General features: G+C 33.8%; 13 protein-coding genes. 10 read left to right on the plus strand and 3 right to left on the minus strand.

From position 1 onward, the window contains the following. Positions 1 to 13 precede the first annotated feature (13 nt). The 7 genes from trpC to GBH57_RS10455 all read left to right on the plus strand — a co-directional run bounded on the left by trpC (position 14) and on the right by GBH57_RS10455 (position 5,849). Positions 14 to 793 carry an indole-3-glycerol phosphate synthase TrpC gene (trpC, locus tag GBH57_RS10425; protein ID WP_151674437.1) on the plus strand — a complete coding sequence of 260 codons (780 nt, stop codon included), beginning with the start codon at positions 14 to 16 and terminating at the stop codon, positions 791 to 793. Between the two features lie 20 nt (positions 794 to 813). Then, a complete protein-coding gene (locus GBH57_RS10430) occupies positions 814 to 1,464 on the plus strand; it encodes a phosphoribosylanthranilate isomerase (protein WP_235904692.1) in 651 nt (216 codons plus the stop codon). Between the two features lie 32 nt (positions 1,465 to 1,496). Next, complete coding sequence (gene trpB, locus GBH57_RS10435; protein WP_151674439.1) at positions 1,497 to 2,678, plus strand: tryptophan synthase subunit beta; 1,182 nt, start codon at positions 1,497 to 1,499, stop codon at positions 2,676 to 2,678. A gap of 88 nt (positions 2,679 to 2,766) precedes the next feature. Beyond that, complete coding sequence (gene trpA, locus GBH57_RS10440) at positions 2,767 to 3,528, plus strand: tryptophan synthase subunit alpha (protein ID WP_151674440.1); 762 nt, start codon at positions 2,767 to 2,769, stop codon at positions 3,526 to 3,528. A gap of 132 nt (positions 3,529 to 3,660) precedes the next feature. Then, on the plus strand, positions 3,661 to 3,789 hold the full coding sequence (locus GBH57_RS10445; protein WP_151674441.1) for a 30S ribosomal protein THX: 129 nt from the start codon (positions 3,661 to 3,663) through the stop codon (positions 3,787 to 3,789). 82 nt (positions 3,790 to 3,871) lie between these two features. Continuing rightward, positions 3,872 to 5,095 carry an MDR family MFS transporter gene (locus GBH57_RS10450; RefSeq protein WP_151674442.1) on the plus strand — a complete coding sequence of 408 codons (1,224 nt, stop codon included), beginning with the start codon at positions 3,872 to 3,874 and terminating at the stop codon, positions 5,093 to 5,095. Positions 5,096 to 5,105: 10 nt separating this feature from the next. Beyond that, on the plus strand, positions 5,106 to 5,849 hold the full coding sequence (locus GBH57_RS10455; protein WP_151674443.1) for a DJ-1/PfpI family protein: 744 nt from the start codon (positions 5,106 to 5,108) through the stop codon (positions 5,847 to 5,849). Between the two features lie 3 nt (positions 5,850 to 5,852). On the opposite strand, the gene GBH57_RS10460 is transcribed toward GBH57_RS10455, so the two are convergent. Beyond that, complete coding sequence (locus tag GBH57_RS10460) at positions 5,853 to 6,083, minus strand: hypothetical protein (protein ID WP_151674444.1); 231 nt, start codon at positions 6,081 to 6,083, stop codon at positions 5,853 to 5,855. An 80-nt stretch (positions 6,084 to 6,163) separates the two neighbouring features. Further along, positions 6,164 to 6,607 (minus strand): Lrp/AsnC family transcriptional regulator, encoded by a 444-nt coding sequence (locus GBH57_RS10465; RefSeq protein WP_151674574.1) that lies wholly within the window; start codon positions 6,605 to 6,607, stop codon positions 6,164 to 6,166. 123 nt (positions 6,608 to 6,730) lie between these two features. Here GBH57_RS10465 and GBH57_RS10470 point away from each other — a divergent pair, with 123 nt between their 5' ends. Continuing rightward, positions 6,731 to 7,126, plus strand: a complete 396-nt coding sequence (locus GBH57_RS10470) for a hypothetical protein (protein WP_151674445.1) — start codon at positions 6,731 to 6,733, stop codon at positions 7,124 to 7,126. A 75-nt stretch (positions 7,127 to 7,201) separates the two neighbouring features. On the opposite strand, the gene GBH57_RS10475 is transcribed toward GBH57_RS10470, so the two are convergent. After that, positions 7,202 to 10,627 carry a methylmalonyl-CoA mutase family protein gene (locus tag GBH57_RS10475; RefSeq protein WP_151674446.1) on the minus strand — a complete coding sequence of 1,142 codons (3,426 nt, stop codon included), beginning with the start codon at positions 10,625 to 10,627 and terminating at the stop codon, positions 7,202 to 7,204. A gap of 158 nt (positions 10,628 to 10,785) precedes the next feature. Between GBH57_RS10475 and GBH57_RS10480 the strand changes: the two genes are divergently transcribed. Together GBH57_RS10480 and GBH57_RS10485 are read left to right on the plus strand one after the other, a co-directional pair. Beyond that, on the plus strand, positions 10,786 to 11,691 hold the full coding sequence (locus tag GBH57_RS10480; protein ID WP_151674447.1) for a T9SS type A sorting domain-containing protein: 906 nt from the start codon (positions 10,786 to 10,788) through the stop codon (positions 11,689 to 11,691). 84 nt (positions 11,692 to 11,775) lie between these two features. Beyond that, positions 11,776 to 12,483 carry a DUF4197 domain-containing protein gene (locus GBH57_RS10485; RefSeq protein ID WP_151674448.1) on the plus strand — a complete coding sequence of 236 codons (708 nt, stop codon included), beginning with the start codon at positions 11,776 to 11,778 and terminating at the stop codon, positions 12,481 to 12,483. The last annotated feature ends 5 nt before the right edge of the window (positions 12,484 to 12,488 follow it).

Below are 12,488 nucleotides of genomic sequence, written 5' to 3' on the forward strand. Positions count from 1 at the left end.
TCAAATTAGCACTATGACCATACTAGAAAAAATAACGAGCTATAAAAAACAAGAAGTTTTTGCTAGAAAAATGGCATTCCCACTCTCATTGTTGAAACAATCTAAGCTTTACAATCGCGAGTGTTTCTCAATGGCAAAAAATGTGTCGGAAGGCTCTGGAATTATTGCAGAACACAAAAGACGTTCTCCAAGCAAATCTGTAATTAACGAAAAAGTTCTAGTTCCTGAAGTAGTTATAGGATATGAAAAAGCAGGAGTAAGTGCTATTTCAATATTAACTGATACAAAGTTTTTTGGAGGTTCATTAGATGATTTATTAGTAGCTAGAGCTCATGTAAACATCCCTTTATTAAGAAAAGACTTCATTATAGATCCTTATCAAATACACGAAGCCAAAGCTTATGGGGCAGATGCTATATTGTTAATTGCCGCTTGTTTAGATGAAAAGCAATTAAAGGAATACTCTGAAATTGCAAAACAATTAGGAATGGATGTGTTATTAGAAATCCATAATGAGGCCGAATTAAAAAGATCACTACATCCAACGGTAGATTTACTAGGAGTTAATAATAGAAATCTAAAAACCTTTGAGGTATCATTAGAAGCTAGCAAACGATTATCAACGTTAATGCCTGATACGTATGTGAAAATTTCAGAAAGCGGAATCAGCTCTGTAGATGCTATAAACGAGTTAAAGCCATTCGGATTTAAAGGATTTTTAATTGGTGAACGATTTATGAAAACTGAAAATCCTGGAGAAAGCGCAGAACACTTTATTAATGCGCTCTCATAAAGCTAATAATAAAAAGTTAAATGAAAAAGATTAAATTAAAAATATGCGGTATGAAACATAATGTTGCACAAGTAGCAGCATTACAACCCGACTATTTAGGATTTATTTTCTTTGAAAAAAGTCCGCGAAATTTTGACAAGGAAGTTCTTGACATCCCAAATCATATAAAACGTGTAGGAGTATTTGTTGACGCACCTATTTCATTTATTATAAAACAAACCATCGCTTTCAACTTAGATGTAATACAATTGCACGGTGATGAAACAGTTTTTCTTATTAATGAAATAAATAAGAGCCTTTATAATTCAAGATCTAAAATCCAAAAACCAAACGGTATTGATATTTGGAAAGTATTTTCAGTTGGTGATGACTTTGATTTTGGCAAACTTTCAGAATTTGAAAACGTGGTAGATAAGTTCTTATTTGACACTAAAGGAAATGCTAAAGGAGGCAATGGTTTTGCTTTTGATTGGTCTGTTTTGAAAAATTACCCAAGTAACAAACCTTTTATTTTAAGTGGCGGAATTTCAATGGAGAATATTTCAGAAGTAAAAAAATTAATAGAAATTAACTTGCCAATTTATGGTATTGACGTGAATAGCAAGTTTGAAAAAAGTCCTGGTTTGAAGAATATTTCAGCATTAAAAATACTAATACAACAATTTGCCTAAAGCCTAGCGCTTAAAGCATAAAGCAATTGAAGATGAATTATAACGTAAACGAAAAAGGATATTATGGAGAGTTTGGTGGTGCTTACATCCCCGAAATGCTTTATCCAAATGTAGAGGAGTTACGACAGCAATACCTTGAAATTATGGCGTCTCCAGAGTTTCAGGAGGAATTTCAGGACCTACTTCGCGAATATGTGGGGCGACCTACTCCATTATATTTTGCTAAGCGACTAAGTGAAAAATACAACACCAAAATCTACTTAAAAAGAGAAGATTTGTGTCACACCGGAGCTCATAAAGTGAACAATACAATTGGGCAAATATTAATGGCACAACGCTTAGGTAAAAAACGTATTATCGCTGAAACTGGGGCTGGTCAACATGGTGTTGCTACCGCAACTGTTTGTGCTTTAATGGGGCTGGAATGTATTGTTTATATGGGAGCGATTGACATTGAGCGACAAGCGCCAAATGTTGCCCGTATGAAAATGCTTGGCGCAACAGTTGTTCCAGCCACCAGCGGAAGTAAGACATTAAAAGACGCTACAAACGAAGCCATTAGAGATTGGATTAACAACCCAACAGACACACATTATATTATAGGAAGTGTGGTTGGACCTCATCCTTATCCAGATATGGTTGCTCGTTTTCAAAGTGTAATTTCAGAAGAAATAACAATACAACTTGAAGAAAAAGAAGGACGTACAAATCCAGATTTTGTAGTGGCTTGTGTAGGTGGTGGAAGTAACGCCGCAGGTGCATATTACCATTTTTTAAATAAACCTGAAGTTGGAATAATTGCTGTTGAAGCTGCTGGGAAAGGAATTCATACAGGTGAAAGTGCTGCAACCTCAGCTTTAGGAAAAACAGGAATCATCCACGGGAGTAAAACCTTACTTATGCAAACTGATGATGGCCAGATTACTGAGCCTTATTCAATTTCAGCAGGACTAGATTATCCTGGCGTAGGGCCTATGCACGCGCATCTATTTACAAGTGGGCGAGGCGAATTTATTAGTGTAACTGATGAGAAAGCAATGACGGCGGGTTTAGAATTATCTAAATTAGAAGGGATTATTCCAGCTATAGAAACGAGCCACGCATTAGCCATTTTTGAAACTAGAAAATTTAAAAAGGATGATGTTGTAGTCGTAAATTTAAGCGGTCGTGGTGACAAGGATTTAAATACGTATATAGCCTATTTTAATTTATAAAACCTATACCGGTTTCCGACTGAGAAAAGTCAAAACAACCATCAAGATAAAATTAGTTCTCGACTACGCTCGAACAGATAAATATATTATGCAGAGAATTCAAGATAAATTACAAAACAATAAAAAGCTGCTTTCCATCTATTTTACAGCTGGATACCCAAGCTTAGAAGACACCGTTCCCATTTTAGAAAGTCTACAAGAAAATGGTGTCGATATGGTTGAAATAGGGCTACCATTTAGTGACCCTTTAGCAGATGGGCCAACAATTCAGGCTAGTGGAACTCAAGCATTAAAAAATGGAATGACCACTACCCTCCTTTTTGAACAATTGAAAGATATTCGAAAAACAGTTTCTATTCCTTTAATTATAATGGGTTATTTTAATCCTGTGCTACAATATGGTGTAGAAAATTTCTGTAAGAAATGTCAAGAAATAGGTATCGACGGATTGATTCTTCCAGATTTACCACTAGCTGAATACAAAGAACATTACAAACCAATTTTTGAAAAATACGGATTATCAAATACGTTTTTAATCACTCCTCAAACTAGTGAAGAGCGCATTAAACAACTAGATAATGCAAGCGACGGTTTTATATATATGGTTAGCAGCGCGAGTGTAACTGGATCTCAATCTGGCTTCGGAAATGCTCAAATGGACTACTTTACTCGTATTAAGAATATGAATTTAAATAACCCACAAATTGTAGGTTTTGGAATTAGTAACACTGAAACTTTTAAAGCTGCAACTACCCACGCAAAAGGAGCAATAATAGGAAGTGCTTTTATTAAAATACTTACTGAAAAAGGTCTTAATGGAATTAGTGATTTTGTAAAATCAATTAGATAGTTTTCTCTTTTTGAAATCTTTCAGATTTAATACAAAGACATATTTAACAAACCTTTACTACTCGTTTAACTTAGTATATCATTACTGTTCGTTATTTTTAAGAAATAGAAGCTAACAGAAAAAACATAAACAATGGGAAAAGGAGATAAAAAATCTAGAAAGGGAAAAATAAATATTGGTTCGTATGGAAAATTGCGTCCAAAACGTGGAAAATTTAAAACAAAACCAAAAAATATTAAAGGTGCTTTGAACGAGAAGTAATACTTTAATAACATAAATCAATCATAAAACGTCTTAAATAACATTAAGACGTTTTATTTTTGGTCAAAATTCAACCAAGCAATTGAGAAAAATCTATAACTCATACATCAACAACTTTACTGGTTTAAGTAAAGAGATTTGGCTTTTGTCATTGGTCACCTTTGTTAATAGAGCAGGTGCTATGGTTATTCCTTTTCTTTCTTTATACTTAGTTAATGATCGTTGTTTTTCTATGCCAGACGTAGGGTGGATTATGACAAGTTATGGTTTGGGTTCACTAACAGGTACTTGGATAGGCGGAAGACTTACTGATAAAATTGGTTTTTATAAGGTAATCACACTTTCATTATTTTTTGGAGGTTTAGGATTTATTGGACTCCAATGGTTAGATTCATTTGCTGGATTTTGCATCGGTATTTTTACATTAATTTTAATTGCAGATGCTTATCGTCCTGCAATTTATGTAGCTAGTGATGTTTATAGTAAACCTGAAAATAAAACAAGAAGTATAGCTTTAATAAGGCTAGCTATTAATTTAGGTTTTTCTATTGGGCCATTGATAGGCGGAATGATTATCGCTTCGATAGACTACTCATCATTATTTTGGATTGATGGTATAAGCTGTGTTATTGCTTCAATAGGTTTATTTGTTCTTTTAAAACCTAAAGAAAAAGACAAGATAGATCCTGATAGTAGTATTAAAAAAGAAGGACTTCCTCCACTATTAAACAAGTTATACATACTCCTATTTATTATTATGGTTTTAACAAGTATTACGTTTGTGCAATACTTTAGCGTTATGCCATTATACTGGGCAAAGGAGCACTTTTTGAGCGAAGACCTTATAGGTTGGCTAATGTTTGTAAATGGAGCAATTATTGTCATTTTTGAAATGCCACTCGTAGGATACTTAGAAAGAATAAATATTTCTAAAACTATGGCAACATTTTGGGGAGGAGTTTTTATTGCACTTAGCTTTATTGTTATTAATATTACGTCGTGGAGTGGTGTATTAATAATAGGAATGTTATTGCTAACTTTAGGAGAAATGATAGGCTCTCCTTTTTCTAGTGCATTGGCTTTAGAGATGGCACCTAAAGGCAGAAAAGGAAGTTATATGGGGTTATTTAGCATGAGTTTTTCAATCTCACATATATTTGGACACAACGGAGGAATGAACCTCGCCGACACATACGGCTTTGATACAACTTGGTGGATAATGGTAGGTGTACTAATTATTGTGTCTATTCTAACAATATGGCTATATAAGCTATTAAAAAAATCGCCTACTTTTGAAGGGACTTAAAATTTCAGTTATGAAAAAATTACTCTTGCTTTTTATTGCTATCAATGTAATTAGTTGCGATATTAAAACTACTAAGAAAATTGTTATAGAAGAAGAGATACAAAATGCTTGGCAACCAGATATCGATCCAGAGAGGTATAATGTTGCATTTTTAATTATGGATGGCACTTTTAATACTGAATTAACTGCTCCGTTTGATATTTTTCAACATACCGTATTTAGAGATAGCATAAAAGCTATGAACGTATTTACTGTTGCAAACACTAGTGAACCCATTGTAACATTTGAGGGTTTAAGACTCTTACCTGACTTCAATTACCTTGAAGACGATCTTCCAAAAATTGATATTCTAGTGGTTCCAAGCGCTGAGCATCATCTTGACACTGATTTAGAAGACGCTCAAATGATTGCTTTTGTAAAAAAGATAGATAGGGAAGCGCTATTTATTACTTCGCATTGCGATGGTGCTTTTGTACTAGCCAAGGCTGGGTTATTAGACAATGCTGTTTCAACAACTTTCCCTAGCGACATTAAACAAATGAGAGAACAATTTCCAGAGTTAGATATTCGTAAAGATGTTTTATTTGTTCACGATGGAAAATATATTACATCTGCAGGTGGTGCTAAAAGCTTCGAGGCTGCTTTATATTTAACAGAGCACCTCTATGGTAAAAAAATAGCCCAATCCTTAGCAGGTGGGCTTGTAATTGACTGGGATGTAGACAAAGTACCACATCTTATAATTTCAGAATAAAAATTACTCTTGAACTTTTTTAGTTCTTCTAAGCTTATCTCTTAAATTTCTGAATCTCATTTTTTTCATATTTTCAGAAACCAATACAGCATCCAAACAGGAAACAATTAGTCCCACTCCAAAAACTAAACAAATAAAACGCACTACTGCATCTCCTGGAAATTTCAATCCAGTGTACCCAAGTAGTAACGTGATGATAAAACCAATAAGAAATTGAGAAGTATATTTTTTCATGATTTGATGTTTACACAAAACTAAAAAACACCTCTCCCATATTGTATTAATAAAATGTCAATTGGCTGTACTTTAACAACCTATTTTAAAGGCTTAATACTATTGTGAGCTACTACGTGTGATAATACTATCTGTGTTTTAGTCTCTCCATAGATGATTAATTGATCAATAAATACTTCTAAATGTCTCTGATTTTTTAAAATTACCTCCATTACTATGTTTTCATTACCTGTTATTCTATAACAATTAAGCACTTCATCAAAGGTTGTTAATTTATCTAAAAAGGGTTTTAATTTCCCCATAAATGCTCTTACAGTAATTATTGCCTTTAACTGATAGTTTGCTACATAAGGAGACACAACTGCATGATATCCTTTTATAAGCCCTGCATCTTCCATCTTTTTTATACGCTCTGAAACTGCCGGAGAGCTAATTCCAACTTTTCTACCAATTTCAGCATTTGACATTCTAGCATTTTTTTGCAAAAGGTCTAATATCTTCCAGTTTAACGAATCTATGTTCATTTTAAAGTCAACCATAATATTTAGTTATTTATTAAATCAAATATACCATTTTACTTTAAATTTTAAATACAACTATTGGGACTACTTAGTAAATTTGATACGCTATTGAATTTGAACATATTAATGAAACTTACTGCTACACACAATTTTCCTAAATCGCCTATTTACAATAAGGCGATTGAGATATTTATGCTATCGAGAAATATATCAAGCTACTTAGTTGAAGACTTTAATTCTAGATCAGCTGAACATATAGACCATCCCGTAATATATTTTTCAGGAGATATTATTCAACAATCTAATTCGCTTGCTCCTGAAATTTTAAAGGCTGAAAGCAAACCTTTTCAAGAAGATCGATTTAAGCACATTGCCTCATTAGAGAAATTAACAACTTCACTTACTATAAATTGTGAACGACTTGAAAAATTCCCTTCTAATGGAAAAGATTTTTTACCTATTCTAAAAAAAGAATTGAAGAAGTTTAGAAAGCTACAGCGTAAATGGTTAATGACTTTATAAAAATTGATTCTATAAAAAAAGCTACTTAAAAATTAAGTAGCTTTTTTTGTTCATTAATATTTCTCCTAAAGAATATTACATATTTCTACGATACTGCCCACCTACTTCAAAAAGTTTCGCAGTAATTTGCCCAAGCGAACAAACTTTAGTTGCTTCCATCAATTGTTCAAACATATTTTCGTTACTAATAGCAGCTCTCTGTACCTTTTTAATAGATTCTTGTGCTTTATCTCCAAAGGCTTTATGAAGATTGTTTAACGTTTTAATTTGATATAACTTCTCCTCTTCAGTAGCTCTAATTACTTCAGCAGGTTGAACAGTAGGAGACCCTTTACTACTTAAAAATGTATTCACACCTATAATAGGGAACTCTCCTGTATGCTTCAATGTTTCATAATACAAACTCTCTTCCTGTATTTTGCTTCGTTGATACATGGTCTCCATTGCTCCAAGAACCCCTCCTCTTTCAGTTATTCTATCAAATTCTAACAAAACAGCTTCTTCAACAAGATCAGTTAACTCTTCAATGATGAACGATCCTTGAATTGGGTTTTCGTTTTTAGCTAGTCCTAATTCTTTATTGATAATTAATTGGATTGCCATTGCACGACGCACACTTTCTTCCGTAGGTGTTGTAATAGCTTCATCATAAGCGTTTGTATGTAATGAGTTACAATTATCATAAATTGCATATAATGCTTGCAATGTAGTACGGATGTCGTTAAAGTCAATTTCCTGGGCATGTAATGATCTTCCTGATGTTTGGATATGATACTTTAACATCTGAGCTCTAGAGTTAGCGTTATATTTGTTCTTCATCGCTTTAGACCAAATTTTACGTGCAACACGACCTATTACAGAATATTCTGGATCAATACCATTACTAAAAAAGAATGATAGGTTTGGTCCAAATTTATTGATATCCATTCCACGACTCAAGTAGTACTCTACATACGTAAAACCGTTTGAAAGTGTAAAAGCCAATTGTGTAATTGGATTTGCTCCTGCTTCTGCAATATGATAACCACTAATTGAAACTGAATAGAAATTACGCACTTGATTTTCAATAAAATATTGCTGAACATCTCCCATAAGTCGAAGTGCAAATTCTGTTGAAAATATACAGGTATTTTGTGCCTGATCTTCTTTTAAAATATCAGCTTGAACTGTACCACGAACTTGCATCATAGTATCAGCTTTTATTTTATAATACACGTCCTTAGGTAATACTAAATCTCCTGTAACACCTAGAAGCATCAATCCAAGACCATCGTTCCCTTTTGGTAATTCTCCCTGGTATGTTGGTCTTTCTACACCACGCTCTTTATAAATTGCAAGAATTTTCTCTTGAACTTCATTCTCTAAACCTTGCTCTTTGATATATTTTTCACAGTTTTGATCAATAGCAGCATTCATAAAGAACCCTAACAACATAGGCGCGGGACCATTAATTGTCATACTTACCGAAGTCATTGGGTGGCTTAAATCAAATCCACTGTATAATTTTTTGGCATCGTCAAGACAACAAATAGAAACTCCTGCATTACCAATTTTCCCATAAATATCAGGACGCTCATTTGGATCATTTCCGTAGAGTGTTACACTATCAAAAGCTGTCGACAAACGTTTAGCCGGAAGCCCCATACTTACGTAATGAAAACGACGGTTAGTACGTTCCGGACCACCTTCGCCAGCAAACATTCTTGTTGGGTCCTCACCAGTTCTTTTAAAAGGATATAATCCTGAAGTATAAGGGAACTCTCCTGGAACATTTTCTTGTAGTGTCCATCTTAAAATATCGCCCCACGCTTTATACTTAGGTAAAGCAACTTTAGGTATTTGCGTGTGAGACAGGCTTTCGGTGTGCGTATCAATTTTAATTTCCTTGTCTCTTACCTTAAAGGTATAAACAGGATTTTTATATTTATTTACTTTTTCATCCCATCCTGTAATTACTTCCCAGTTATAAGGATCTAAGTTTAATTTCACTCTATCAAACTCCGCGTTTAAAAGCTTAATAAGATCTTTATTTTCTTCTGAAACTTTAAAGGTATTACTATCTAGTCCAGATTTATCAAGTTCTGGTATTGCACCTGTAATTGACTCAATTGTTTTAAAAATTCCATAAAGCTTTTGAGCAACTTCAGCTTGTTCACTTGCTATTTTGTCATAAGCTCTATTATTTTCTGAAATTTCAGAAAGGTATCTAGTTCTTGCTGGAGGAATTACAAATATCTTTTCAGACATTTCATCTGTAATTTGAAATGTAGATTTTAATTCAGTTTCCGTTTTTTCTTCAAGCTCAGCCATAATAGCACTGTAAAGCTTGTTCATTCCTGGATCATTAAATTGTGACGCAATTGTACCATAAACAGGCAAATCGTCCTGATGCGTCTCCCATAATTGATGATTACGCATATATTGTTTTTTCACATCACGTAATGCATCAAGGGACCCACGCTTATCAAATTTATTGATTGCCACAAGATCTGCAAAGTCTAACATATCAATTTTCTCTAATTGAGTTGCTGCACCAAATTCTGGTGTCATTACATATAATGACACGTCACTGTGTTCTAGAATTTCAGTATCACTTTGACCAATTCCTGATGTTTCAAGAATAATTAAATCGTATTCTGCAGCCTTAATTACTTCAATAGCTTCAGCAACATATTTTGATAATGCGAGGTTAGATTGTCTAGTAGCAAGACTACGCATATATACTCTAGGAGAGTTAATTGCGTTCATTCTAATTCTATCACCAAGTAGCGCACCACCTGTTTTACGTTTAGATGGATCAACAGAAATAAGTCCAATTGTTTTTTCAGGAAAATCTATTAAAAATCTTCTTACTAATTCATCAACTAAAGAAGATTTACCAGAACCACCCGTACCAGTTATACCAAGAACTGGAGTTTTTAAAGTTTCATTTTTCTTATGAATGATCTTTAGCGTTTCAGCAGCAATATCAGGGAAATTTTCTGCTGCGGAAATAATACGAGCAATAGCACCTGGCTTTTTAGCTGTTAAATCATTAATCTCGCCGTTAAGAGCGTCACCAATAGGGTAATCTGATGTTTTAACTAAATCGTTAATCATCCCTTGCAATCCCAATTCTCTTCCATCATCTGGTGAATATATACGAGTGATACCGTAATCCATCAATTCGTTGATTTCAGAAGGTAAAATTACACCACCTCCACCACCAAAAATCTTGATGTGTTCAGCACCTCTTTCTTTAAGTAAATCATACATATACTTAAAGTACTCATTATGACCACCTTGATAAGAGGTCATTGCAATAGCATTTGCATCTTCTTGGATAGCTGTGTTTACAACTTCTTCAACACTTCGATCGTGTCCTAAGTGAATTACTTCAACTCCAGTTGACTGAATGATACGGCGCATAATATTAATTGCTGCATCGTGACCGTCAAAAAGTGAAGCTGCTGTTACTATTCTTACTTTATTTATTGGGATATAAGGTGTGGCTTGTACCATTTTTATAGCTATTTATTAGATTGTAAATTTAATAAAAAAATGAGGTCTATTTTGCTAAAATCGTAATTACAAAATGATTAATTTTCTGAAAAATTTAACGTCATTAAGAAAAAATATTTGTATATTGCTCTTTCATTTAAACAATTAAAACAAACATTATGAAAAAAATCTACATTTTAGCTCTAGTAGCTTTTGGATTTGCGTCAACTTCTAACGCACAATTATTAGAAGATAACATGGAAGATTACCTAGTTGATGGTAATATAAGTACTCAGTCTCCTTACTGGAGAAACTGGGGAGCTGATAACTCTGTAGACGGTGAAGCTGCAAACGTTTCTGACGAATTTGCAAGTTCTGGAGATTTATCTATGGAAGTAGAAGAAGGTGTTGATCAAATTCTTGAGTTCACTTCTGGTGTAACTTCTGGTGCAGCAACTCTTAAATTTAACATGTATATTCCAACTGGACAATCTGGATACTTTAACTTACAGGGAGCAATTCCTGATGCAGGTGTTGCGTTAACAGGTTCTTTCCTTACATCTGATATCTACTTCAATGAAGCTAACGGTACTCCAGGTGAAGGTAGCGACGGAGCTAATACTTGGAATTTTCCTCACGATGAGTGGTTCGAAGTTGGTTTCGTAGTTGATGTTGACAATCAAACTTTTAAAATGGTAGTTGCAGGTGTTGAAGCAATTCCTACATCTCCATTTAACGATGCTTCTATCACTGAATTCGGTGGAGCAGATTTCTACGGTGGTGACGGAACTATCTTATACTACATCGATGATGTATTATTAGAAGAAGGTGATACTTTAGGTGCTGAGGATTTCAACGCTGATGTATTTACTGTATACCCTAACCCAGTTGTTGATGTATTAAACATCAGTACTAGAACTGCTGTTGATTCAGTTGTTGTTTATGACATTCTTGGAAAAGTTGTTTTATCTGCTAACCCAGGTGTAGCTTCTCCTTCAGTTGACATGAGCTCATTAACTTCAGGTGCTTACTTAGTAAACGTTACTATTGGTGACGCTTCTAAAACTATCAAAGTAATCAAGTAATTTTTTACTTATATATTTTAAAAGGCTCTTTTTAATTAAAGAGCCTTTTTTTTGTTTTAAATTTGCAGCTTAAAATATTTATTTATGAAAAAAATAGCAATTGTACTACTTTGCTTTATTGCGACTTCTTGTGCAGAATTACAAACTGTAGTGAATAACCTTCCTACTACTGGAGGCTCACTAGACCCAAACACTATAGCTAATGGGTTACGCCAAGCATTAGATTTTGGTATCGACAAACAAGTAACTAAACTGACTCAACAAAACGGATTTTACGGAAACGACTTAGTTAAAATATTACTTCCAGACGAACTTCAAAAAGTTGACAACACACTAAGAAGCGTAGGTCTTGGAAGTCTTGCAGATGAAGGACTAAAAGTTTTAAATCGTGCTGCAGAAGACGCCGTTAAAGAAGCAACCCCTATTTTTGTAGACGCTGTTAAAACAATGAGTTTTGCAGATGCAAAAAACATACTTTTAGGAGCTGATACCGCAGCAACTGCTTACCTAGAAAACAAAACAACTTCTGCATTATACGCTAAGTTCAATCCTGTGATTAAGAACTCGTTTTCTAAAGTAGGAGCAGACCAGATTTGGGCAAATATTATCAATAAATATAATGCTATTCCATTAACCAATAATGTTAATCCAGACCTAACTGATTATGTAACTGGTGAAGCTTTAAAAGGTGTTTTTACAATGATTGGAGTTGAAGAAAAGGAAATTAGAAACAATCTTAATTCTAGAACTACAAGCTTATTAAAACAAGTATTTGCTTTACAGGACAATTAACATTT

The sequence above is a fragment of the Patiriisocius marinus genome (genome assembly GCF_008974325.1).
Lineage (GTDB): Bacteria > Bacteroidota > Bacteroidia > Flavobacteriales > Flavobacteriaceae > Patiriisocius > Patiriisocius marinus.